General features: G+C 34.8%; 37 protein-coding genes and 2 tRNA genes. 2 read left to right on the forward strand and 37 right to left on the reverse strand.

All coding sequences use genetic code 11. The features are described 5' to 3' along the window. Window position 1: 1 nt before the first annotated feature. The 34 genes from greA to carA all read right to left on the reverse strand — a co-directional run bounded on the left by greA (window position 2) and on the right by carA (window position 18,839). The gene (greA, locus tag AAGD59_RS04835; RefSeq protein ID WP_007549342.1) at window positions 2–496 is read right to left on the reverse strand and encodes a transcription elongation factor GreA; all 495 of its coding nucleotides are present in this window, start codon (window positions 494–496) and stop codon (window positions 2–4) included. Between the two features lie 9 nt (window positions 497–505). Next, the gene (atpA, locus tag AAGD59_RS04840) at window positions 506–2,047 is read right to left on the reverse strand and encodes a F0F1 ATP synthase subunit alpha (RefSeq protein WP_012673176.1); all 1,542 of its coding nucleotides are present in this window, start codon (window positions 2,045–2,047) and stop codon (window positions 506–508) included. Next, on the reverse strand, window positions 2,044–2,604 hold the full coding sequence (gene atpH, locus AAGD59_RS04845; protein ID WP_010962742.1) for an ATP synthase F1 subunit delta: 561 nt from the start codon (window positions 2,602–2,604) through the stop codon (window positions 2,044–2,046). Before atpH ends, atpA begins: the two co-directional genes overlap by 4 nt. A 41-nt stretch (window positions 2,605–2,645) precedes the next feature. Next, a complete protein-coding gene (locus tag AAGD59_RS04850; RefSeq protein ID WP_012673177.1) occupies window positions 2,646–2,996 on the reverse strand; it encodes a YraN family protein in 351 nt (116 codons plus the stop codon). 23 nt (window positions 2,997–3,019) lie between these two features. Further along, a complete protein-coding gene (rplQ, locus tag AAGD59_RS04855; RefSeq protein WP_341812897.1) occupies window positions 3,020–3,448 on the reverse strand; it encodes a 50S ribosomal protein L17 in 429 nt (142 codons plus the stop codon). 7 nt (window positions 3,449–3,455) lie between these two features. Beyond that, window positions 3,456–4,523 carry a DNA-directed RNA polymerase subunit alpha gene (locus AAGD59_RS04860; RefSeq protein ID WP_012673178.1) on the reverse strand — a complete coding sequence of 356 codons (1,068 nt, stop codon included), beginning with the start codon at window positions 4,521–4,523 and terminating at the stop codon, window positions 3,456–3,458. A 21-nt stretch (window positions 4,524–4,544) separates the two neighbouring features. Continuing rightward, window positions 4,545–4,931 carry a 30S ribosomal protein S11 gene (gene rpsK, locus AAGD59_RS04865; protein ID WP_015589137.1) on the reverse strand — a complete coding sequence of 129 codons (387 nt, stop codon included), beginning with the start codon at window positions 4,929–4,931 and terminating at the stop codon, window positions 4,545–4,547. Window positions 4,932–4,955: 24 nt separating this feature from the next. Continuing rightward, window positions 4,956–5,324: a 30S ribosomal protein S13 gene (gene rpsM / locus AAGD59_RS04870; protein ID WP_010962745.1), complete on the reverse strand. Its 369-nt coding sequence runs from the start codon at window positions 5,322–5,324 to the stop codon at window positions 4,956–4,958. 59 nt (window positions 5,325–5,383) lie between these two features. Continuing rightward, on the reverse strand, window positions 5,384–6,025 hold the full coding sequence (locus tag AAGD59_RS04875) for an adenylate kinase family protein (protein ID WP_007550178.1): 642 nt from the start codon (window positions 6,023–6,025) through the stop codon (window positions 5,384–5,386). Further along, window positions 6,022–7,350 carry a preprotein translocase subunit SecY gene (gene secY, locus AAGD59_RS04880; RefSeq protein WP_010962747.1) on the reverse strand — a complete coding sequence of 443 codons (1,329 nt, stop codon included), beginning with the start codon at window positions 7,348–7,350 and terminating at the stop codon, window positions 6,022–6,024. Before secY ends, AAGD59_RS04875 begins: the two co-directional genes overlap by 4 nt. Before the next feature lie 3 nt (window positions 7,351–7,353). Beyond that, entirely contained in the window at window positions 7,354–7,824 is a 471-nt protein-coding gene (gene rplO / locus AAGD59_RS04885) for a 50S ribosomal protein L15 (RefSeq protein ID WP_141456930.1), read from the reverse strand. A gap of 3 nt (window positions 7,825–7,827) precedes the next feature. Further along, complete coding sequence (rpsE, locus tag AAGD59_RS04890; RefSeq protein WP_010962748.1) at window positions 7,828–8,340, reverse strand: 30S ribosomal protein S5; 513 nt, start codon at window positions 8,338–8,340, stop codon at window positions 7,828–7,830. 12 nt (window positions 8,341–8,352) lie between these two features. Then, window positions 8,353–8,724, reverse strand: coding sequence for a 50S ribosomal protein L18 (gene rplR, locus AAGD59_RS04895; RefSeq protein ID WP_006279867.1), 372 nt, complete (start codon window positions 8,722–8,724; stop codon window positions 8,353–8,355). Between the two features lie 5 nt (window positions 8,725–8,729). Further along, window positions 8,730–9,275, reverse strand: coding sequence for a 50S ribosomal protein L6 (gene rplF / locus AAGD59_RS04900; RefSeq protein ID WP_007551152.1), 546 nt, complete (start codon window positions 9,273–9,275; stop codon window positions 8,730–8,732). Between the two features lie 16 nt (window positions 9,276–9,291). Next, complete coding sequence (rpsH, locus tag AAGD59_RS04905) at window positions 9,292–9,687, reverse strand: 30S ribosomal protein S8 (RefSeq protein WP_007551150.1); 396 nt, start codon at window positions 9,685–9,687, stop codon at window positions 9,292–9,294. Window positions 9,688–9,708: 21 nt separating this feature from the next. Next, on the reverse strand, window positions 9,709–10,017 hold the full coding sequence (gene rpsN / locus AAGD59_RS04910) for a 30S ribosomal protein S14 (RefSeq protein ID WP_006279345.1): 309 nt from the start codon (window positions 10,015–10,017) through the stop codon (window positions 9,709–9,711). 16 nt (window positions 10,018–10,033) lie between these two features. Then, entirely contained in the window at window positions 10,034–10,567 is a 534-nt protein-coding gene (gene rplE / locus AAGD59_RS04915; RefSeq protein WP_010962750.1) for a 50S ribosomal protein L5, read from the reverse strand. A 6-nt stretch (window positions 10,568–10,573) separates the two neighbouring features. Next, a complete protein-coding gene (gene rplX, locus AAGD59_RS04920) occupies window positions 10,574–10,891 on the reverse strand; it encodes a 50S ribosomal protein L24 (protein WP_410529960.1) in 318 nt (105 codons plus the stop codon). Then, window positions 10,891–11,250: a 50S ribosomal protein L14 gene (gene rplN / locus AAGD59_RS04925; protein WP_006279348.1), complete on the reverse strand. Its 360-nt coding sequence runs from the start codon at window positions 11,248–11,250 to the stop codon at window positions 10,891–10,893. Before rplN ends, rplX begins: the two co-directional genes overlap by 1 nt. A gap of 13 nt (window positions 11,251–11,263) precedes the next feature. Beyond that, window positions 11,264–11,500: a 30S ribosomal protein S17 gene (gene rpsQ / locus AAGD59_RS04930; protein WP_007549925.1), complete on the reverse strand. Its 237-nt coding sequence runs from the start codon at window positions 11,498–11,500 to the stop codon at window positions 11,264–11,266. Then, window positions 11,493–11,696 carry a 50S ribosomal protein L29 gene (gene rpmC, locus AAGD59_RS04935; protein ID WP_006279350.1) on the reverse strand — a complete coding sequence of 68 codons (204 nt, stop codon included), beginning with the start codon at window positions 11,694–11,696 and terminating at the stop codon, window positions 11,493–11,495. Before rpmC ends, rpsQ begins: the two co-directional genes overlap by 8 nt. Window positions 11,697–11,707: 11 nt before the next feature. Then, the gene (rplP, locus tag AAGD59_RS04940; protein WP_010962752.1) at window positions 11,708–12,121 is read right to left on the reverse strand and encodes a 50S ribosomal protein L16; all 414 of its coding nucleotides are present in this window, start codon (window positions 12,119–12,121) and stop codon (window positions 11,708–11,710) included. Window positions 12,122–12,135: 14 nt separating this feature from the next. Continuing rightward, window positions 12,136–12,750: a 30S ribosomal protein S3 gene (rpsC, locus tag AAGD59_RS04945; protein WP_010962753.1), complete on the reverse strand. Its 615-nt coding sequence runs from the start codon at window positions 12,748–12,750 to the stop codon at window positions 12,136–12,138. Between the two features lie 39 nt (window positions 12,751–12,789). After that, window positions 12,790–13,137, reverse strand: coding sequence for a 50S ribosomal protein L22 (rplV, locus tag AAGD59_RS04950; RefSeq protein WP_007549821.1), 348 nt, complete (start codon window positions 13,135–13,137; stop codon window positions 12,790–12,792). A gap of 5 nt (window positions 13,138–13,142) precedes the next feature. Next, entirely contained in the window at window positions 13,143–13,427 is a 285-nt protein-coding gene (gene rpsS, locus AAGD59_RS04955) for a 30S ribosomal protein S19 (protein ID WP_006279181.1), read from the reverse strand. 3 nt (window positions 13,428–13,430) lie between these two features. Continuing rightward, the gene (gene rplB, locus AAGD59_RS04960) at window positions 13,431–14,255 is read right to left on the reverse strand and encodes a 50S ribosomal protein L2 (RefSeq protein WP_015589143.1); all 825 of its coding nucleotides are present in this window, start codon (window positions 14,253–14,255) and stop codon (window positions 13,431–13,433) included. A 1-nt stretch (window position 14,256) separates the two neighbouring features. After that, window positions 14,257–14,544, reverse strand: coding sequence for a 50S ribosomal protein L23 (locus AAGD59_RS04965; RefSeq protein WP_015589144.1), 288 nt, complete (start codon window positions 14,542–14,544; stop codon window positions 14,257–14,259). Beyond that, window positions 14,541–15,155, reverse strand: a complete 615-nt coding sequence (gene rplD / locus AAGD59_RS04970; protein ID WP_015589145.1) for a 50S ribosomal protein L4 — start codon at window positions 15,153–15,155, stop codon at window positions 14,541–14,543. The genes AAGD59_RS04965 and rplD overlap by 4 nt, the downstream gene beginning before the upstream one ends. A gap of 2 nt (window positions 15,156–15,157) precedes the next feature. Further along, window positions 15,158–15,880 (reverse strand): 50S ribosomal protein L3, encoded by a 723-nt coding sequence (gene rplC / locus AAGD59_RS04975; RefSeq protein WP_006279218.1) that lies wholly within the window; start codon window positions 15,878–15,880, stop codon window positions 15,158–15,160. 9 nt (window positions 15,881–15,889) lie between these two features. After that, complete coding sequence (rpsJ, locus tag AAGD59_RS04980) at window positions 15,890–16,210, reverse strand: 30S ribosomal protein S10 (RefSeq protein WP_012673184.1); 321 nt, start codon at window positions 16,208–16,210, stop codon at window positions 15,890–15,892. A 14-nt stretch (window positions 16,211–16,224) separates the two neighbouring features. Further along, window positions 16,225–17,397 carry an elongation factor Tu gene (gene tuf, locus AAGD59_RS04985; RefSeq protein WP_010962759.1) on the reverse strand — a complete coding sequence of 391 codons (1,173 nt, stop codon included), beginning with the start codon at window positions 17,395–17,397 and terminating at the stop codon, window positions 16,225–16,227. Between the two features lie 78 nt (window positions 17,398–17,475). Next, window positions 17,476–17,546, reverse strand: a tRNA-Gly gene (locus tag AAGD59_RS04990). 4 nt (window positions 17,547–17,550) lie between these two features. Beyond that, window positions 17,551–17,633: transfer RNA gene (locus AAGD59_RS04995), tRNA-Tyr, on the reverse strand. Between the two features lie 114 nt (window positions 17,634–17,747). After that, a complete protein-coding gene (gene carA / locus AAGD59_RS05000; protein WP_265027848.1) occupies window positions 17,748–18,839 on the reverse strand; it encodes a glutamine-hydrolyzing carbamoyl-phosphate synthase small subunit in 1,092 nt (363 codons plus the stop codon). Window positions 18,840–19,044: 205 nt separating this feature from the next. Between carA and AAGD59_RS05005 the strand changes: the two genes are divergently transcribed. Next, window positions 19,045–19,539 carry a hypothetical protein gene (locus tag AAGD59_RS05005; RefSeq protein WP_015589147.1) on the forward strand — a complete coding sequence of 165 codons (495 nt, stop codon included), beginning with the start codon at window positions 19,045–19,047 and terminating at the stop codon, window positions 19,537–19,539. Between the two features lie 420 nt (window positions 19,540–19,959). Here the strand turns inward: AAGD59_RS05005 and AAGD59_RS05010 are convergent, their stop codons facing one another. The 3 genes from AAGD59_RS05010 to glpX form a co-directional block, all read right to left on the reverse strand. Further along, on the reverse strand, window positions 19,960–20,163 hold the full coding sequence (locus AAGD59_RS05010; RefSeq protein ID WP_265027849.1) for a hypothetical protein: 204 nt from the start codon (window positions 20,161–20,163) through the stop codon (window positions 19,960–19,962). Between the two features lie 198 nt (window positions 20,164–20,361). Beyond that, window positions 20,362–21,327 (reverse strand): hypothetical protein, encoded by a 966-nt coding sequence (locus AAGD59_RS05015; protein WP_255498608.1) that lies wholly within the window; start codon window positions 21,325–21,327, stop codon window positions 20,362–20,364. An 81-nt stretch (window positions 21,328–21,408) separates the two neighbouring features. After that, window positions 21,409–22,326 (reverse strand): class II fructose-bisphosphatase, encoded by a 918-nt coding sequence (gene glpX / locus AAGD59_RS05020; protein ID WP_041573528.1) that lies wholly within the window; start codon window positions 22,324–22,326, stop codon window positions 21,409–21,411. A 126-nt stretch (window positions 22,327–22,452) separates the two neighbouring features. Here glpX and AAGD59_RS05025 point away from each other — a divergent pair, with 126 nt between their 5' ends. Continuing rightward, on the forward strand, window positions 22,453–23,790 hold the full coding sequence (locus AAGD59_RS05025) for a hypothetical protein (RefSeq protein WP_015589149.1): 1,338 nt from the start codon (window positions 22,453–22,455) through the stop codon (window positions 23,788–23,790). Window positions 23,791–23,823 lie beyond the last annotated feature (33 nt).

Here is a 23,823-nt window from a genome sequence, read left to right on the forward strand (position 1 = left end):
TTTACTTAAATTCAATCTTAACTATTTTATACAATTTCTCTCCATTTGGCACTGTCACTTCCACATATTCACCGACTTTTTTGCCGATTAAGGCACTCCCAAGTGGTGAACTAGTAGATATTAACTGCTTTGAAACATCAGCTTCATATTCGCCTACAACCTTATAAACATATTCCACTTCACCGTTATTATCACTTAACATGCTTAATGTCACAGTTGCACCAAACATTACTGAATCACCAGACAAATTTTTTACTTCTATTACTTCCGCATGTGAGAGCTTACTTTCTATCTCCATTATACGGCCTTCAATAAAACCTAACCTTTCCCGTGCTGCATGATACTCTGCGTTTTCAGACAAATCACCTTGATCACGAGCATCAGAAATAGCCTGTATCACAGAAGGTTTTTCTTCCTTTAATTTTTCAAGTTCGGCTTGCATATTCTCAAAACCTTCCCTCGTCATAGGAAATTTATTAATAATGGATGAAGCCATAATCACCACCTAAACGCAATTAAATTGAGTAACGAAATTACTCACAATGTTAAAAATATCACCTTTTATATCATCACTCATGTCATTTGACAACTTTTTTAAAACCCCAGGGTGTACAGTATGAAAATAATTAATAAGATCATGTTCAAATTTATTAATGTAACTTATTTGTATTTTACTTAACTGATTATATAGGTTAGAAAAAATATACATCAGCACTACTTGCTCTTCTATTGACATAGGTAAATGTTGTTTTTGCTTTAATAACTCGACAAGATATTTACCCTTATTCAAGGATAATTGAACACTAGCATCAAGATCAGAACCAAATTTTGCAAAATCTTCTAATTCTCTATACTGAGCTAAGCTTAGCTTTATAGAACCAGCAACTTTCTTCACAGACTTTAGTTGTGCAGCAGAACCAACCCGTGAAACTGACAAACCTATATTTACTGCAGGTCGAAATCCTTTATAAAATAATTCAGACTCAAGAAAGATCTGCCCATCGGTAATTGAAATAACATTTGTTGGCACATATGCAGATACATCACCAGCTTGAGTTTCGACAATTGGCAAAGCAGTTAAAGAACCCTGCCCTTTTTTATCAGACATTTTAGCAGCTCTTTCAAGCAAGCGAGAATGTACATAGAATATATCTCCAGGGTAAGCTTCACGACCAGGAGGACGTCTGAGCAATAAAGACATCTGCCTATATGCCACAGCATGCTTAGATAAATCATCATATATAATCAAACAATGCATTCCATTGTCACGGAAAAATTCCCCAATAGTGCAACCAGCATAAGGTGCTAAAAATTGCATAGGCGCGCAGTCAGATGCACTAGCCACAACTACAGTTGTATACTCTAATGCTCCGCTTTCTTTCAGCTTATTTACCACTTTTGCTACTGTTGAAATTTTTTGCCCAATAGCAACATAAACACAGTAAACTTTTTGATTTTCGTTTACCTCATCGTTAATCTTCTTCTGATTGATAATAGTATCAAGCGCAATAGTAGTTTTACCAATTTGTCTATCACCAATAATTAATTCACGCTGCCCTCTACCTATTGGAATTAGCAAATCTATAATTTTAATTCCTGTTTGCAGTGGCTCATGCACAGACTTACGATCAATAATGCCTGGCGCTTTAGATTCTATATCCATTCTGTTTTTGGCTCTAATTTCCCCACCGTCGTCCATAGGATGGCCCAACGCATTTACAACTCTCCCTAACAATTCATGCCCTACAGGCACCTGCACAACATCACCACTACATTTTACAACGTCCCCTTCTTTCACATCACGGTCATTACCAAGCACAACTATTCCAGCCGTATCATGATCTAAATCGAGAACTATTCCTTCTACACCACTTGCAAAAAATACCTTTTCACCGAATTTTGCTTTTTCCAGCCCATAAACCAATGCGATACCATCTGTTACTGAAATTACTTCACCTATATTTTCCCGCTTTATAGGATTATCAAACGTCTCAACCTTTTCTCTTATTATACTTGCTATCTCAGAAACATTCATACTGTTCTTCATACAAAATTCCTTACTTTTAATATTTCCATTTTACTTAAGTCAACTAACCTATCCAAGTAACTTTTTAGCGAAGCATCGATCAAATTAAAACCATACCTAACTACGAAGCCACCTAGTATAGAAGGGTCAACCACATTGCTTACTTTTATTATTTTACCAAGAAAGCTCAAAGATTCAGTAATTATTTTTATATCAGATTCCTTTAAAGTTTCTGCTGACTTTATAGTAATTTCGAATTCATTTTCATTTTCTCTTGCAAGACTTAAGAATTTTTCTAATATAAGGATCAATAAACTAGAGCGTTTATTTGCAAATATAACCATAATAAATTTTACTAAATTCTCACTCAAGTGCTCATTTATAGAAAGCATCACTTCTTTTTTGTGTGCAAAAGAAATCATAGGATGAGATAGGTACACAAAAACATCACGTTGATCCTTAAAAAAAGCCAACAAAAATTCTACTTCTTTCCTTATAATACCTAACCTGCTTCCTGAGACATGAAATAGCACTCTAGCGTAAGATGAAACTAAATTATTGTATTGGGTCTTTTTCATATTAAATCCAGTAAATCTAAATTAATTCAGCTACAAATCTTTCATTCTTCAATCCAAGCATTTTTTATATAAACAGGCCTTCTCTTTAAGGAAAGAAAATATAAATCATATCTGACTGAATAATCTAAAAAACTAAGGTTTTTACTTAAGAAATACTTAGAAGAATTTATAATAGACTGACATTGAAGATGAGATATCGGTATTTCTTTTCCAAGTAAACTTGTTTTAACTTCTATAAAAATCAGCTCCTTTTTTTTAGATACAATTAAGTCAATTTCACCGAACTTACAACGGTAACGGCGTTTTATAACATTATACCATTTCAGTTTTAAATATACTAAAACTAATAACTCGCCAAAGTAACCTACAAAGTAGCGTAACCTACTTACCACAAGAAGAACAATTATGATAACAATTAACTTTGTGTAACTACTTTGCCTCCTTCTTTATTTTTACTATAAACCTTACCTCTTGCTGCAATATCCCTATCAACCAGTTCTATCACTGCCATTGAAGCGCAATCACCCTTTCGAGTGCTAAATTTTATTATTCTAGAATACCCACCTTTACGATCTTGATAACGGCTGGCTAAGACGTTTAATAACTTATCAACTGCTAACTTACTATTATGAAGGCGTGAAAGCAAAAGTCTTCTACCATGTAAAGTATTCTTACTCTTAGCAATTGTAATAAACTTTTCGACATATGGACGAAGTTCCTTAGCTTTTGGTAAAGTAGTTACAATCTGCTCATGGTTAATTAATGAGATAGATAGATTCTTTAACGTCGATAATCTATGTTCAGTACAACGAGATAGTTTACGTTTTTTTATTCCATGTTTCATATATCACCTAATCTTCATCAGTATGTTGTTTAGCCAACTCATCTATATCCTTAGGTGGCCAGTTTAGCACATTCATACCCAAAGACAAGCCAAAATTAGTCAAAACTGCCTTAATCTCATTCAAAGACTTTCTGCCAAAATTAGCAGTTCTTAACATTTCACCTTCTGTCTTTTGCACAAGATCACCTATATAAGTGATGTTTTCGTTTTTCAGACAGTTATGAGACCTGACAGATAATTCCATTTCATCTACCTTACGCAATAAGACAGGGTCATAACCCAAATCTTTAGCACCACTAGACGAAGAAACCTGCGATTTTTTATAACTTACATCAGAACTAATAAAGGGCTGAAGTTGCTCCTGTAATATTCTTGCAGCAGAGTCAACAGCTTGACTCGGAGAAATTGTACCATCAGTTTCAATTGACAATATCAGCTTATCCTTATCAGTCACTTGGCCAACACGACTGTTCTCTACCCTGTACGAAACCCTGTTGACAGGGCTATACAAAGCATTAACTGGAATAAAACCAATTAAATCCTGTTCACTCATAAGCTTCAAAAGTTCATTTTCTTTATATTTAGTTACAGGAAGATAACCTTTTCCGCTAGCCACATATATGGTCATGTTAAGCTCCACATTTTGCCCCAGCGTACATATTAACAAATCTTTATTAACAATAGAGCATTGATCATCAGTTTCTATCATCCCAGCTAATACCTGGCAAGGCCCTTTAGCGTTTAAATTTAAGCATTTATTAGAAGCACCATTTAATTTACACCTCAACATACCCATATTTAATACTATATCAGTTACGTCTTCTCTCACCCCTTGAATTGAAGTGAACTCATGAGTTACACCTTCAATTTTTATTCCATAAACAGCACTACCTTTAAGAGAAGATAACATTACACGTCTTAATGCATTACCTAATGTTAAAGCAAAACCACTTTCCAACGGTTCTAGCACTATATCACTTTTTTCACTTGAATCATCTGATATTACCTTAACTGAACTAGGTTTAATCAATTTATCTAAATTGCTACAGAGAGAAACATCATTATTATAATACATAAAACAACCTTTTCAAATATCCTATACTCTTCTTTTTTTTCTTAACCTGCACCCATTATGAGGAATTGCGGTTTTATCTGCAATTGAAGTCACAGTCAACCCACAGCTCTGAAGTGCTTTAACCGCAGCTTCGGTACCAAAGCCAGGACCGCGAATTATTACAGAGACAACCTTCATACCAAATCTCTCCATTGCGTTCTTCGCAGCAGACTCCGCAGCCTTACCTGCAGCATAAGGTGTGGATTTTCTCGAACCTGAAAAACCACATGCACCCACAGAAGTTTGACATAGCGTATTACCATGAACATCAGTTACATTTACAAAAGTATTATTAAAAGTTGCACGAATATGGACAACACCAGTAATAAACTCCTTCTTACTCTTACTAACCGTTTTGACTTTTTTCATTAAAACTCACAATAATAATAAATTTTATTTTTTCCCAGCAATAGGCAACCGAGATCTACCTTTACGAGTCTTAGCATTAGTATGAGTCCTTTGCCCTCTCACAGGTAAACCTTTTCTATGTCTCACCCCTCTATAGCATCCCATTTCCACTAAAGATTTTATGTTCATAGCCACTTCTTTTCTGAGCTCACCTTCTATAACATAATTTTGTCTAATGAAACCGCTGATCTTTTCTATATCTTCATCTCGTAATTCTGAAACACGTTTGCGCTTATCAACTTCGCAAGCGTGACAAATTACATTCGCAGTAGCAATACCTATACCATATATATAAGTTAATGCAAAAGGAACACATTTCCTCACTGGAATATTTATGCCTGCAATACGTGCCACTGGTACCTCGATACTTTATTAATAACAACTCTTAATTTATACCATAAAACAACTCAGAGTCAAACCAAATTACAAGAAATTTTACTTTCAATCTCTTGCGTTACCTCATCAACACTCAAATTAGCGTCAATTGTTAATAATTTGCCTTTATAATACTCGCGTAAACCTTTCATTTGAAGGTGATATTCACTTATTCTCTTATTAATTGCAGACATATCAGCATCATCAATTCTTTTCTCTAACCTCGTACTTTTACATTTAGCACAAGTAGTACTCTTAAAAGAAGATACACTATATATGCTTTTACAGTCCAAACACGCGAGACGATTTTTTAACCTATCGATTGCAATATTATCGTCAAGCTGCAGCTCAACTACAATGTCAACATCCCTATTATATTTTTCTTGCAAAACTTGAGTCAAAAAATGAGCCTGGTTTAAATTTCTCGGAAAACCATCTAATAAGCAATTATCATCCACTAATGCAAGCTGGTCACGTAATAATCCACATATAATTTCATCTTGAATTAAATTACCAGATTCCACGGTACCCTTTATTTTTTTACCTAACTCACTACTGCTAGATATAATATTCCTTAATAAATCCCCTACTGAAATTAATTTTAAATTATATTTTGCTATTAACAAGCTTGACTGAGTACCTTTACCAGAACCTGGAGGACCAAAAATCGTAATGATCATCTTACTTTCCTCGTTTTAGACTCATATTTCTTTATCCAGTTGTCGTACCTATTTGAAAAAATATAAGATTGTATTTGCATAATAGTATCAGTAATAACGTTCACTATAATCAGTAAGCTCGTCCCACCAAAAATAAATGGTATATCATAATAATATCTCATAACTTCAGGTACAGTACATATGACTACCAAATACGCAGAGCCAATGAATGTCAACTTAAAAACTATATCTTGAAGGTAATCAGAAGTATGTTTCCCAGGCCTTCTACCAGGTATAAAACCACCATTTTTTTTAAGAAAATCTGCGTTTTCCTCTGGATTAAATATAAAATTGGTATAGAAAAAATTAAAAAATACTATCAGCACCAAATAGGCTACAATATATACTACTTTATTTGCCATAAAGTAATTCAAAATAAAATCAGAAAAAGCGTGCCCCTTATAGAAATTTGCAATTGAAATAGGTGTCAATAAAATTGCATTAGCAAAAATGGTTGGTACTACACCAGATAAATTAATCTTCAATGGAATATAAGTAAAATCGTCATTATGTAATCTTTTAAATTGCTTTTTAGGATGTTGAACAATAACCTTTCTATAAGAAGACTCTACAAAAATGACTAAGAGTAGCAGCAAAAAAAACAATACCAAAACAAAAAGGATAATAAATAACGATACGCTACCGTTTTTATTTAACGTTAACAAAGATGACAAAGCGCTGTGTAACTCTGATATTATACCCGTGAAAATGATTAATGAGATACCATTGCCTATACCGCTAGCGCTGATTCGTTCACCAAGCCATATTAAAAGCATAGTTCCACCTAAAAGGCTGAAAACACCTATTGTACGAAACATAACACCAGGTTCGATTACAACCAATACCCCTTCCCTATTCATCCCTTCCAATCCAACCAAAATTGGAATTGATTGAAATACACAAATTACTATGGTCAGATAGCGTATATAAGAATTCATCTTTCTACGGCCTGACTCTCCATCATTCTTAACTTCCTTCATTCCTTTAATCGCAGAAGAAAGTAACTGAATAATGATAGAAGCCATTATATATGGCATAACGTTCAATGCTAGAATTGTCATTCTAGCCAATGCACCACCAGAAAATAAATTAAATACTCCAAAAACGCCTGAGCCATCTTTGGGAAATATATCATTAATTACATCAAGATTAATTCCAGGAATAGGCACATAAGTACCCAAGCGATAGCAAATTAAAGCTATTAGCGTAAAAAATATACGCTTTAATAAATCGCCTTTATATAACAACGTAGGATCCAAGCTATTAAATGCTGATTTATTGCCCATGACTTACGATAGTATTTCCACACTACCACAAACTGAAGCTACAGATTTTTTTGCAGCTTCTGACGCAAAATCAACATGAAACACAAATTTTTCGCTCAACTTACCTTTATTAAGAAGTTTAATTTTATCCTTAATAGACTTTATAAAACCTAATTTATACAGCCTCTCCTTATCTATAACAGAGTCTTTCACTATTTTTTTAGCTTCCATTAAGCGCTGTATATCGCCAACATTAATTATAGAGTATATGCTCCTACGTATAGGCTTAAAACCTCTTTTAGGCAAACGAGTATATATAGACTGTTGTCCACCCTCAAAACCATTTATAGAAACTCCACTTCTAGCCTTCTGCCCTTTATGCCCTCTACCGGATGTTTTACCTTTACCACAACCGATACCTCTACCCAGCAACTTAGGCTTCTTTTTCTTAGATAATTTAGTAAATATAGAGTTTAATTTTACAGCATTATTCATACTTTACCTGTTTCCAACTATCTCGCTAATCTTTTTGCCTCTTTTGCTTGCTACCTGACGAGGAGATAACATACTATCAAAAGCCTTAAACACCGCACATATAACGTTATGAGGATTATTTGATCTAGTGGATTTAGCTACCACATCCTTTATACCTAACACCTCAAAAACTGATCTAATCGCTCCACCAGCAATAATACCTGTTCCGGCTCTTGCGGTTCTTAAAACTATCTCACCAGAACAAAATTTAGCTTTAATATCATGATGCAAAGTTCTACCTTCACGCAAGTACACTCTAATCATTGATTTCTTTGCAGCATTTACAGCTTTGACTCTTGCTTCAGCAACTTCTGCGTGCTTACCTATTCCACACCCTACCCTACCCTTCTCATCGCCAACAACAACCAAAATTGAAAATGAAAATCTTCTACCACCTTTGGTAACCGTTGTCACTCTTCGTACCGAAACTAAAAGCTCTGATAAATCATTATTATTTTGTAAATTCTTTATAGCCATATTCAAAACCTTCTAAAATTCAAATCCAGAACTTCTTAAAGCCTCAGCAAATTGAGAAACTAATCCTGTGTATTTATACGCTCCACGATCAAACGTAAGCTGCTGCTCTAATTTCATGCCAGACAGACGCTCAACCATTAAAGAAGAAACCTGTTTTATAGTTTCAGCGTTGACTTTCCCTTTACATACATCCTTAATTTTAGCATCCAAAGTAGAAGCTGAAGTGAGAGTTATTCCTTTTACATCATTAATTAACTGGACATAAAAATGCCTATTAGATTTAAATATGGATATACGTAAACGTTCAGCGCTCTTGTCAAGCTTCGCTCTATTACGTAACTTCCTTTTTTCAGAATTACTTAAAAAATTATACGATCTTTTCATTTTTATTACTTCTTTTTACTTACAACCTTACGCAGCATAAATTTGCCTTTTATTACAACACCCTTACCTTTATAAGGATCATATTTTCTAATTTTGCATATATCAGACGCCACCATATAGACCTTCTGCTTATCCATACCACTAACTACTAAGTGAGTTGGCTTTATGCACTTAATCTCAACATCTTTAGGCACTTTATATTTAACATTATGGCTATAACCAAGATATAAAGTCAAATACTTACCATCACACTCTGCCTTATATCCCACACCGTTAATCTCAAGATTAACAGAAAAACCATCAACCATGCCGTTAATGATATTATTAATATTACTCCTATAAGTGCCCCACATAGGCTTTATTTTATCATAATTATCTTTATCTTGATCAACAGAAAGCAATAGCTGATTATCAATAATCTGACACACAACATCCCTGATCAAGCTAACTTCCTTTTCAGCCTTAGCGCTCTTTATTAACATACTACCATTATTATATTCAACTGAAACACCAGCAGGAATATTGATAGGAGCAGCACCTATACGAGACATGAATTTCTCCTATTATTTAAAACACACGACACAAAACTTCTCCACCAACCTTTAACTTATGTGCATTATAATCAGTCATCACTCCTTTGGGTGTCGATATAATAAAAATACCAAGACCATTATATGCTTTAGAAATGTCCTTATACTTAGAATAACGACGACAACCAGGCTTTGACACCCTAACTATGTCACTAATTACAGGTGACTTCTCATAATACTTCAATTTTACAATGAAAGAAGGTAAATTATCTACAACTTGCTTTTCATAATCAAGGATATACCCTTCCTCTTTTAAAATCTCCAATATAGAAGAATTCATCTTAGAAAATAGTACCCTTGTTGCCCTATGCATTGCCAATTGAGCATTACGTATCCTTGTTAAAAAATCACCAATACTATCAGATAACGCCACAATATACTCCTTATATTATATTTACCAACTAGACTTTGTAACTCCTGGAATTTGCCCAAAAGAACATAAATCACGCAAAACAATTCTACATAAACCAAATTTTCTATATACTCCTCTTGGTCTCCCAGTTAAAGCACACCTATTTCTAATTTTGGTTTTAGAAGAATTTCTAGGCAATTTTTTAATTAATTTATTTTGAGCTGTAAACCTTTCTACAATAGACAAATTCTTATTATTTATTATAGATTTCAATTTTTCTCTTTTTTCTTTATATTGATCGCACAACTTTATTCTGCGAAGATTTCTTTCTATCATAGATTTTTTTGCCATATATTTCTCCTCTCAATTAATCAAAAAAAGGAAATTTAAGAGCCAGTAATAATTCCTTTGCTTCCTTATCACTAACTGCACTTGTTATAATATTAATATCCATACCTCTAATTTTACTTATTTTATCATAGTCTATTTCTAAAAACGAGATATGTTCCTTTATACCAAAGGAAAAATTACCATTACCGTCAAATTGCTTCACACTAAATCCTCTAAAATCTTTTTCCCTTGGCAAAGCAATATATATCAATCTTTCTAAAAACTCATACATTTTATCTCTACGCAAAGTTACTTTGCAACCTACTGTAGCACCTTTTCTGATCTTGAAGCCAGAAATAGATTTTTTTGCAAAAGTTGATAAAGGCTTCTGCCCAGCAATCAAATATAGGCTATCAAGTGGTTCATTTATTGCTTTACTATCTGTAGCAGCATCTCCAACGCCCATATTGATACACACCTTGACAAGTTTAGGCACTTGCATTATATTGCCGTAATTAAACTTATCCTTCAAGGACTTTACTATGCTATCTTTATACAATTCTTTAAACATATCAACCTAATCTATCACTTCTCCAGAAACTTTTGCAAAACGCACTTTTCTACCGTCTATAACCTTAAACCCCACTCTAGTTGGAGTTCTATATTTAGGGTCCAATGTTGCAACGTTGGATATATCAATAGCTAACTCTTTATTTAATATACCACCACTACTACCAGCTTTTGGTTTAGTATGTCTCTTATGCACATTCACTCCAGAAACAATTACTTTCTTTTTAGCATCACGTGCTATAACTTTGATTACCTTACCAATTTTTCCCTTATCTTTACCAGTTAAAACTATAACGTCGTCACCACTTTTTATTTTAGCACTCATTATAAAACCTCAACAGCTAATGACATTATCTTCATAAAAGAACCAGATGATAACTTTTTTACCGGACCAAACACCCGAGTGCCAAGTGGTTCACCTTGATCATTAATCAAAACTACAGCATTGCTAGAAAAACGAATTACAGAACCATCAGATTTTCTAATAGGGCTTTTCACCCTCACCACAACTGCTCTATATACTTTTCCCTTCTCAACTTTCCCTCTTGGAGTAATAGATTTAGTAGATACAATAACTGTGTCACCTATAGATGCAGATTTTCTACCACCCAATAAACCAATACAAAGCACTGCACGCGCACCAGAATTATCAGCTACTTCCAACAATGTATTTTTTTGAATCATATAAATATCCTATTCAATGTGAGCTATTAACAATAACCCATTTTTTAGTAGTAGAAATAGGCTTGTGTTCTTGTATTAAAACCTTGTCCCCTTCTTTACAACTATTATTCTCATCATGTGCTGTATACTTCTTGTATTTTTTTATAACCTTTTTATACAGCTCATCCTTATACACTTGTAATACCGAAACCTTTACAGTCTTATCACACTTAGCCTTAGTTACAGTACCACAAAAAACCTTTTTAGGCATTCTTTTCCTCTCTTCTTCTTTTATTTAATGTAGTTAAAATACGAGCTATGCTCTTTCTTATTAAGCTAAAACGCGAAATATTGTTGCACTGGCCCAGCTTCTTTTGAAAAACCAAATTAACAAACTCTTTTCTCAAATTCACAAGAATTTCATGCAATTCTTGCGAGGACCTCGATTCAATGTCAGCTATATCCATTGCAACTCCATTTAATTATGATTAGATACAAATTTACACTTCATAGGAAGCTTAGCAGTTGCCTTTTCAAGCGCCAATCTTGCTAAATGCATGGGAACATCACTGCTAATTTCAAACAACATTCTACCGGGCTTAGCTTTAAATACCCAAAACTCAACACTACCTTTCCCTTTACCCATACGCACATCCGCCGGCTTTTTACTAACAGGGGTATCAGGAAAAATTCTTATCCACACTTTACCAGAGCGTTTTAATGTTCTAGATATTACACGCCTTGCAGTTTCAATATGCTTAGATTGAATCCTACCTGCTTCCATAGCCTTTAGACCATAATCTCCAAAAGATAATGTGCTACCACCTTTCGTGTTACCCTTAATTCGTCCTTTAAATACTTTTTTATATTTACTTTTTTTAGGAATAAACATTTCAATATACCTAATTAGTTACCAATATAAACCCAGACCTTAACTCCTATGATGCCATATATAGTTTTTGCTTCAGCAAAAGCATAATCTATATTAGCACGTAAAGTATGCAAAGGCAAACGGCCTTCTTTATACCACTCAGTACGAGCTATCTCAGCTCCGCCAAGGCGCCCAGAACAACTTACTTTAATACCTCTAGCACCCATCCTCAAACAACTTTGAATAGCTTTTTTCATCGCTCTTCTAAATGAAACCCTTTTTTCTAACTGCTGTGCAATGCTGTTTGATATTAAAACTGCATCTATTTCAGACCTTTTAACCCCTACTACATTCACTTCCACATTATTTTTTACTTTTTCAGCTATCTTTTGCTTTATCTTCTCAATATCCGAGCCTTTCTTACCTATTATCACTCCAGGTCTAGAAGAATGTATTATTACAGATACCAAATCGATCGTACGCTCTATAATTACTTTAGAAACACCAGCATGCTTAAAAGATTCATTTATATAACTGCGAATAGATAAATCTTGATGCAACCCTTGTTTATAACCCTTCTCAGCATACCAAATAGATGACCAAGTATTAATTATTTTTAACCTAAATCCTTTAGGATTAACGTTTCCCATATTTTTGCACTTTCCTTATTAATTTTCTATTTTTATGAATCATATAATTTCCCCCAATTTTACAGTTATATTACTATAACGTTTACTAACTCTATTAGCTCTACCCATAGCTTTTGGACATACCCTACGCAAAGTAAGAGACTTACCTATTAAAATTTCTTTTATATATAAATTATCGATATCCAATCCATAATTTTGAGCATTAGCAATCGCAGAATTTAATACCTTCCTTATAAGACCTGCAGCTTTCTTTTCACAAAATCTTAATTGCACAGTGGCAAAAGAAACTTTTTTATTACGTACTAAACCAGCAACCAAATTCAATTTACGAGGAGTTGATTTTAAAACCCTAGAACCAGCTTTAACTATTACATCTCTGTTTTTCATATCAATTACCTTCTTGTCGCCTTTTTATCACCACTATGCCCAGTAAATTTACGAGTGGGTGAAAACTCACCAAACTTATGACCTATCATATTCTGATCATTAACATTCACAGGAATGTAATCCTTACCATTATAAACAGCAAACTTTAAACCTAAACAATTAGGAAGAATTACAGAAGCCCTGGAATGAACTTTTATAGCCATGTTAACAAACCCCTTGTTTAAAGCATTATTCACCGACTTTAATATAGAAGGATGACAAAAAGGAGGCTTCCATGCAGATCTACTCATAAACTAACCTTTCAATTGTTTTATATACTTATCACTAGATTTATTTCTCCTTCGAGTTTTCTTTCCTTTTGTTGCAACACCCCAAGGAGTAACAGGATGACGACCACCAGAGGTTTTTCCTTCCCCGCCTCCATGAGGATGGTCAACCGGATTCATTGCAACTCCACGTACAGTAGGTCTAATCCCAAGCCACCTACTTCTCCCAGCTTTACCCAACTTTCTATTCTTATGGTCAGGGTTAGATACTACACCAATAGTAGCCTTGCAAGAAGATAAAATCAACCTAATTTGACCAGACCTGAGTCGTAATAAAACATATTGGCCATCACGACCAACGATTTGTGCATAACAACCAGCAGCTCTAGCAATCGCAGCACCATTACCTGGCTTCAGCTCAACATTATGAACGAAAGAACCAACAGGTATATGCTTGAGTAGTAAACAATTCCCTGGCAAAATATCAGCATCATTCCCAGCTGTAACAACATCACCTGGCTTCATACCTTGAGGAGCTAATATATAAGACTTAATATCATCTTCCTTATATGATATTAACGCCAAAAACCCACTTCTATTTGGGTCATACTCTATTTTTTCAACTATACCTTGACCACTTCTATTACGCTTAAAATCTATCACTCTATACTTCTTTTTGTGACCACCACCCCTATGACGAGTTGTAATTCTACCATGATTATTTCTTCCACCACTGGACTTTTTACCGGATGTAAGAGACTTTTCTGGCTCATCTTTTGATAAACCAACTTTACTTACTAACACAGTCCCACGAGAAGACGGAGTAACAGGATTAAAAAATTTCATACCCATACTAAACGCTCATTATATCTAATTTTTGACCATCCATCAAAGAAAAATAAACTTTCTTTTTCTGTTTTTCACAACCAATCACACCCCTAAAACGCCTATATTTAGGCTTAATTCTAACAACATTTATAGAAGAAATTTTAACATCAAATAGAGACTCTATTGCCAACTTTATTTGACGCTTATTTACATTTACAAAAACATACAAAGAATATTTATTAAACTTCTCCCTCAAAAAAGAGGCCTTTTCTGTAATTATAGGAGATTTTATTATATTATTATATTTGATCATAACAATCTACCTTCAAGATGCTTTAAAGTATCCTTTGTCAACATCACGCATTCGTGATTCAATATATCAAAAACATTTAACCCAATAGGTTTGATTAAGTCTACATAGTGCAAGTTTTTAGCCGCACGCAACAAATCATCTCCATAATCACCAACTATCAAAAAGGAAGAAAATTTAAAATTTTTAATACATTTACACATTTCAGACGTTTTCTTCACATCAATATTTAAATTATCCAGAATAATTACTTGATTATTTAAATACTTTAGAGATAAAGCAATTTTTAAACCAAATTTGCGTACCTTCTTATTAAGAGAATAAGTATGACTCCTCACAACAGGGCCGAAAATAATCCCACCACCTCTAAATTGAGGAGATCGCAAGCTCCCTTGTCTTGCCCTACCGGTACGTTTTTGATCATAAGGTTTAGCTGTTGTACCAGAGACATCACTAATACCTTTTGTTTTATGAGTACCAGCTCTTCTCTTCGCTAATTGCCATCTCACTATATCATGCAAAATACTCAATTTTTGCTTAGCAGAAAATATCAAAGGATTGAGCTGAGCAGTACCTACATTATCATTAGATAGATTAACTAAATTACATTCCATAACTAACTTACCAAATTACTAGCATCATCATTTACATCTAACAGTAAACCTACCGGAAAAGGAACATCTTTATGTAAAGATTTTTTAACTGCATCTCTTACAAAAACATAGGAATTTTTAAACCCAGGAACATTATTACCCTTCACAGCAATTATACTATTTTCATGATCAATGGATAATATCTTCATATTTTGTGCAGTTATCCTGCTGTTACCTAAATGACCAGCCATTTTCTTTCCTTTGAATACTCTACCAGGATCCTGACATTGGCCAGTGGAACCTTGTGATCTGTGAGCAATAGAAACACCATGAGATGCCCTAAGCCCACTGAAATTATGCCGCTTCATCACACCAGCAAATCCTTTACCTATAGAATAACCCGTAATATCAAGATATTGACCAACCACAAAATGATTGATTCCCACTTTTTTACCACATTCTATTCCCGACAGGTCATTTAATCTACTTTCGTATAACTTACATTTATTATTTATACCCTTTTTCTTTAAATATTCCAACTGAGGTTTTGCTATATTTTTAAAATCTCCTGTGCCTAAAATGACTGAATTATAGCCACATTTATCTTGTCCTTTTATATCAATAATATAAGTTTCGCTGAGATGCAATAAAGTTACAGCCATGCGACTATTGTCAGAATACATAGCAGTATGACCAATATTCATCATTAGTAAACCAATTCTCCTCAGCGAATTTATTCTCTTCATTTCCTTCTCCTAAACCTTAACTTCCTTGACTTTTAAATCCACTTCTACGCCAGCAGAAAAAGATAAACCTGTAAGCATCTGCATCATAGTAGGAGTAAGATCATGTAAAACAATCAAACGCCTAGAAGTTCTCATTTCAAACTGTTCACGAGATTTTTTATCAACGTGAGGAGATCTATTAACAATAAATTTAGAATCTTTCCTTGGCAACGCAATCGGACCAGATAATTTTGCACTGGACCGCTTTAATTCATCAACAAATTTTCGAACACACTCCTCCAATAAAGAACAATCGAAAGCCTTAATGTTAATATATATATCTTGCTTCATCTTAGTTACTACACTCACTCCAAAATTTCAGAAACAACACCAGAACCAACAGTTCTACCGCCTTCTCTTATCGCAAAACGCAATCCCTTATCCATTGCTATCGGTACTTGCAATTCTACTTCTACACTCACATTATCTCCTGGCATTACCATCTCCTTCCCATCTAGCAATTTTATGCTCCCAGTTACATCCGTTGTCCTTAAATAAAACTGTGGCTGGTAATTCGCAAAAAATGGTGTATGCCTTCCTCCTTCCTCTTTCTTTAATATATAAACCTCCGCCTTAAACTTTCTATGCGGTGTTATCGTCCCCGGTTTCGCTAATACTTGCCCTCTCTCCACTTCTTCTCTTTTTGTTCCTCTTAACAATATTCCTACATTGAGTCCTGCACTTCCCTTATCCAGCAACTTCTTAAACATCTCAACACCTGTGCATATCGTCTTTTGCGTCGCTTTCAGACCTATTATCTCTATCTCTTCTCCCGTCTTTATCTCTCCCTTCTCTATTCTTCCTGTTACCACTGTTCCTCGCCCCGATATCGAAAATACATCTTCGATTGGCAATAAAAATGGTAAATCCACAGGCCTTGGTGGAACCGCTACATATTCATCTAACTTTTCCATCAATTTGTCTATTGATTTCTTTCCATATTCGCTGCTGTCATCCTCCAGCGCCTTGAGCGCTGAACCAACCACCACAGGCACTTCATCCCCTGGAAATCCGTATTTACTCAGTAATTCCCTCACTTCCATTTCTACTAAATCTATCATATCAGCATCAGCAACATCAGCTTTATTTATATACACCACGATATATCCAACACCTACCTGCTTCGCCAGCAATATATGCTCTCTCGTTTGTGGCATTGGCCCATCAACCCCCGACACTACCAATATCGCCGCATCCATCTGTGCTGCACCTACTATCATGTTCTTTACATAGTCAGCGTGTCCAGGACAATCAACGTGTGCATAATGCCTTTTTTCCGTCTGATACTCAACATGCGCTGTTGCTATCGTTATCCCCCTCTTCCTTTCTTCTGGCGCTTTATCTATCTGATCGTACGCTACAAAATTTCCATAATGCTTCGTTATCGCCGCTGTTAACGTCGTCTTCCCATGATCCACATGTCCTATTGTTCCCACATTTACATGCGGCTTTCCAAATGCTTCCACTATTGCTGTCATAATTTAAACTTTTCTACCTAAAATACAAATACATCAATAAATAATATGTTGATTTTATAAAAATACAACAAAAAAAAGAGCGGATAGTGGGAATCGAACCCACGTCACTAGCTTGGAAGGCTAGAGCTCTACCATTGAGCTATACCCGCACAATGGAGGAGGTAGGATTCGAACCTACGTACGCTCACGCGGACAGATTTACAGTCTGTTACCTTTAACCACTCGGTCACTCCTCCGCAAAAATTTGTTAAGAGAATACTATTTTAGCATCTTAACTTAAGCTCTTATTGTATTTAATACTAAACGCCTAAAATTAAAAAATCAAGCAATAAAACCTACCCTGATTAAAATCACGCAGATTTCATTTTATACAACACAATATTGTCAATAAAACGTTTAAACAAATAATGCGAATCATGCGTACCTGGCGCTTCTTCTGGATGGTATTGCACAGAAAAGACTGGGTAATCCTTCATCATTATTCCCTCTACACTATTATCAAATAGAGAAATGTGAGTAATTTTAACATTACTTAGAAGAGAAGCTGAATCAACAACGAAACCATGATTTTGGCTAGTGATCTCAACTTTTCCACTAATTACATCATAAACTGGATGGTTACTCCCTCGGTGACCTATATCCATCTTGATGGTCTTTGCCCCCAAAGTAATCGCAAGTAATTGATGGCCCATGCATATGCCAAAAATTGGTATTTTAGATTTTATAATAATGTCTATTTCTGAAACTACACTTTCTCCTATTTCTTGCGGATCACCAGGACCATTTGAAAGCACTATCCCATCTGGATTCATACTCAACACTTTTTGAGCAAAACCTGTGCTTGGTCTGATTAATTCAACTGTACAACCAAGTTCTATTAAGCGTGAAACTATACTGATTTTTACGCCAAAATCAACGATTACAACCCTATATTTTGCATTAAGGTCACTTTTAAAATTACTATGCAAGCTGACTTTATTGGTTATTTCTATCCCATTTACAGATTTGTATTCCTTCAATTTGTCCAACGCATGCGCCTTACTCGATGAGCATATCATTCCATTTTGAGATCCATGTTCTCTCAAATGTCTCGTTAAAGCTCTAGTATCAACTCCTGATATCCCAATCACGTTATTTTTCTCTAACCAATCATTTAAACTGATATATGAAGAAGGGTGGGACATAGAAGAAAGTTCACGCATAACCACACCACTTGCAAAAATTTTCTTTCCTTCATTATCCTTATGGTTTATTCCAACGTTACCAATATGAGGAAAAGTGAACGTTATAATTTGATCGGCAAAAGAAGGATCAGTTATAGTATGCTGATAACCGGTCATACCAGTGGTAAAACAGACCTCACCTATGCATTTGCCTTTTTTACCTACTGATTTTCCCCAAAAGCACTTGCCATCTTGTAAAATTAAAACTGCGTCCTGCACTTCATTATCTATTTAACTGATTCAAAACAGTATACAAGAATTTCAAATAATACGTAACTCTTTCTAAAATTCCAAATTTAACCACGAAGCAGCAAAAAATAACATGAAAAACTTTTAATACAATCTTTCATATAAAATATATAGTTGACTACCTTCATATTTCGTATTAGATATAGGTAAATCATAAGTAAAGTGGAGGGTAATAATGAACACTGGTACAAATCAATCAAAAAAAATAAATGAGAAGTGGTTAGCTGGAGGAATTGGCGCGCTATTATTTGTAATGATGCTACCGTCGATTCTTCTTTTAGCAAAAATAGCTATAGGGCTAATTATGGTTTCAGTTGCAGCAATAGCGATAAAAGTTGCCTTAAAAACAATATCGAATGCTTTAGAGGATAAACAGGCAGATCAAAGCCAAGCGACGCAACAAACAACACAAAGTAAAATTATAAACCTGGCTATTGGATTAACATCTATATTCGTAGGAGGATTATTACTATTCATTATAGCACAAACTGGCTTAATTGCAGCATGTGCAGCTATAACTGCTTTAGCTCTACACGAATATGTTAAAAATCAAGAAATAGGAAAAGAGATAAATGATAAATTCGATAAGGTAGCTGACGATACAATCAATTTTATTGTTAGCAGTGTTGAAAAACTTATTCCAACAAAGCCGCCAGGCATAACAGCCTAAACTGTCTCCGTTCAGGGCATAAGTGTTACAAGTAGCATTATATAAAGCGATTAATGGCATCCTCCTGATAATAGAATAATTGTATCTGTTCAGGGGCATCGCAAATATTGAAGCAAAAGTGGTCAGTGCTTACTATACGAATATTGTGATTTGAATCCACTAGGGAGGATGTCATCCCAGTGCCCAGACACTGGGATCCAGGAATTTTGATTAGAGATTAAATTGGTGAGTATAAAAGTAGCTAATCCTACGTTAAAATACAACGTTTTTAATGGGACTGCGTAAAAGGGCTGGATTCCAGTGTCAAGCACTGGAATGACACCTTTGTGTTTGAGGCAAAACCTGCTATAACATTTCTTCGCAAACAAACGTTCGTACAGTTATGTATCAGCTACTTTCATGGCACCATTTGTTGTAAACTCACATTTCTCTATGATTATCTTTATTTGCCGCTTTCCCGAACGGATGCTCTACAGTTATTTCCTCATTAATAGAGCGAGGTGCACCGGAACCAGGTACAACGATATTCTCGTGCGATTGCATATCCTTCTTTTCCTCACATGGTGTTTGCTTAATGAAATGTGCTACTAAAACTTCATGTAAAGCTTTACCTTTTATAAGCACAGCCTCGTTTTGCTTAGCTAACTCTAAAATTTTCTTTGGTTCAACATCTTTACCGTCAATAGTTGATTTTTTAATACTAACTTGACCTAAATTTATATTTAGAACAACAGTACAGTTAAGGTCTTTTCCAGATTCATCTTTTGCACCCCAACTAATTTCGATGTCACATATTGCAAATTTTGTAAAGGAGTAGTTCCTCTATTGTTTCTCATTCTTCTCAATTGTTACTATTCTTTCACCATTGCTGTATATTTTTGCTCTTTTTACCTCGCTTTTCTCTTCTTCCATTCTTTTAGTTTTTTCAGTGAAAAGACGACTGGTTTCTAAACTTTGTTCAGGTTTAGTAATGTTGATATTAAGATGGTCATAATGATTAAGAAGACGGTTTGCATATGGACATGGCACATAACACCCATCAAAGAAAGCAATTGCACTACCAGTTTTTAGAAATTCTTGTCCATCGCTCATTCCTTCACCAATTCGAATAAGATATCTACCCAACCTCTTTTTAAAATTTTCTTTTAACTCCTCCTGATCTTTAGAAGTAAGCTTCTTATCCAATATACCCATTATTTCTTTTCGCTTACTCAATACCACATAATTGAAAAGGAAAATATCATCCTCTCGATAATAATTTGCTATCTTGTCAAATGGATCTGCCGGCCAACCGTTATTATAATTTACAGAATCAGAAGAATCTTCACACTTATTATCCTTAAAATCAAAATTCAATCTTTCAAAATCTGATAATACTTTTTCTGCCCTATCTTCAAAAGACCGAAGTCCATCTTGAAGTTCTTTTCCATAACTCATTCCTTTGTCAATTTGAAGAACATATTGACCATATTTCTTTCTAAACTCCTCCTGTTCTTCGAGGAGAGGAAGATTCCTATCTAATATATCGATTATTTCTTTCCGCTTATTCAATATTACATAGTTAAAAAGGGCACTCTCCCCCTTCTTTTCATAATCGTCTGCTATTTTGTCAAAACACTTATTATCCTTAAACTCCAATTCCTCAAAATCTGAGAGCACACTTTGTACCTGAGTCTCATCGAATTGAAGATTTGCTTGAGGAGATAGAAGAGTCAACTTTTCTTCACTTTCCTTGGTACTCGAATTTTTGAAAAAACCATTCAATAGATTTACAATACTAGAAAACATTTCACACCTCTATTGTTATAAGTAAACTTAATTATATCTTAATGCTAAATGTTGTAAAGCTAAAATTAGAAACTAAAAAAGCTAACATAAGTTCTGCATTGTTTGCAGCTTTATCAGGTTGTTAGGTAGAATTATTAAAGAACTAGTTGAACATATGTTATCAACTCCATCCACAAGTTCTCCGCTTGTTACTCCAGTTGCAATGAACACTGATTCACCTCTTGCCATATCTTTTACGGCGTAGACTTTTTCTGGGTCATCAATATTTAAATTTTTTGCTCTTTCTTTTAACTGATCTGTGTCAAATATCAATCTTCCCTCCATCTGCCCACCGATTGAACTCAGCGCTGCAGCCGCAAGCACCCCTTCTGGTGCCCCTCCTATTCCGATATACATATCATGATTGCCATTTACTAGTGAAACTACGGCCACAATATCACCATCATCTATTAGTTTAATTTTTGCTCCTAACTTCCTGATTTTTACTATTAATTCATTGTGCCTTTCACGATTAAGTATAGTTACCACGAGATCATTTACTTTGCATTTTTTTGCCTTGGCTAAATTGTCTAGATTCTTTTCAATGCTATTTTTTAGTGAGACTACACCCTCTGGAAGATTTTTTCCTACCGCTATTTTTTCCATATAAACATCAGGTGCATGTAAAAAATTACCTTTTTTCGTTGCAGCAAGAACAGACATTGCCCCTGGTTTGTAATGAGCACAAATCGTAGTGCCCTCAAGTGGGTCAACGGCAATGTCGATTTCAGGACCATTTCCAGTGCCAACCTTCTCGCCAATATATAGCATCGGTGCTTCATCTCTCTCACCTTCACCAATTACGATAGTACCATTTATTTCCATTGAATTTAATACTGTACGCATTGCATCAACTGCAACCTGATCAGCCTTTTTTTCATCGCCGAAGCCTGCTAGTTTATATGCAGCAAGCGCCGCAGCTTCGGTCACTTTAACTAATTTATAGGCTAAATCTTCCATCATTTGCTTTAAGAACTATATTCAATATGTATCATGATATATCATGCTGCTTGAAACTGCAATATGTCTTGACTGATTATTAGGGAGTTGATATAATATAAGCATTATAGTAGTGGGATTATAGTTATGGCATATAGTGATGATGATGTTAGAAATTTCTATCTAGATATAGATAGAATTACAGGACGTGATAACACAGTTACTAGTTTGGAAGAACTAAAAAAGAGGTTAAGGAAAGAAGTTAATTTTCAAGATGAATGTGAAGGAGGCAATTCATTAGGGAACCTACTTCTAAAACATGCAACCGAAAATAACAACCCACGCGTTAAGGATTTTCTCCTCCAAAATGGGTGTGAACCCCTTCAACAAGAGCAAATAACCGCAGCAATAAACAAGGAAGAAGAGGCACCTAATGTGGAAGAGAATAGAGCAGACAGTAATGAAGTAGATTCTAGTAACTTCATAAACCCTGGTATGACTGCTGAAGTACTTTACGAGCAACTAATACAAGGGAAAGAAACAAATCTGGCAATTTTTGACTCGTTTGCAAATGCTGTAAGAGAGTCCAATATTACCGGCGATCGTGGCATATTTCTAGATGTTGTAAAATTGTTTACAGATTTAGATGCTGTAATCCATCTTACAGATACTGCTTCCAGAACTATATTGGGCATAGCTACAATAACAAAACAAGCTGACGTTGTTAAGGTACTTTTGGATAGTGGCAAATTTTATGAAGAAGAAAAATTTAACGCTCTGTGTCTTGCTATTACTCAGGATAATGCCCAAGAAGCTGAGCTAATTTTAGGTTACGTGAGTCCTGCAAACAGGAAAGAGGCTTTACAAGTGGCCATACAGGTAGGTAAAACTGAAATTGTTAATGCGTTCTTGAATAGAGGTAAGCTTAATGAAGAAAATAGAGCAGAACCCAGCAGCAGTAATGGAAACATTGGTAGTAGACCTGTAGCAACAGTGCCTCCAGTTAGTACTAATGGTGATAATCGCAATCACGACAATGAAATACCTGTAGTAACAGAGACTAACCAAACTACCACGCCAAATAGTGATAATGTTAATGGCCAATCAAATCATAATAACAAAAATAAAACGCCTGTAATACCAGAGGCTAAGCAAACTGCCACACCAAATAATGATAATAAAGCTAACGGCTTTGTAGATGCTCAATTTTCTGTGCCAAATGAAAAAGAAGCTAAATATAAAAAAAGCAAGGAAAATTTTTACACCTCATTAACAAAAGATGTTGTTGGAGTTGTTATTACAGGATTATTCATTACTGCTGCTGTGATGGTTCCATTTGTAACTGGTGCAGTGATTTGTGGTGTTATAGCTGCTTTGGTTGCAATAGCTACCGGGTTGCATGTAAAAAATTCTACATTACCAAGCTATAGAGAAATGGAAGAAAATAAAGTTGAACACGTCCAAAAAACTGCAAAAACGTTGTGATTCAATTTCGCTAGGGAGGATGTTATGCCAGTG

Origin of the sequence: Wolbachia endosymbiont (group A) of Cephus spinipes, assembly GCF_964026895.1 — a bacterium.
Taxonomy (GTDB): domain Bacteria; phylum Pseudomonadota; class Alphaproteobacteria; order Rickettsiales; family Anaplasmataceae; genus Wolbachia; species Wolbachia pipientis.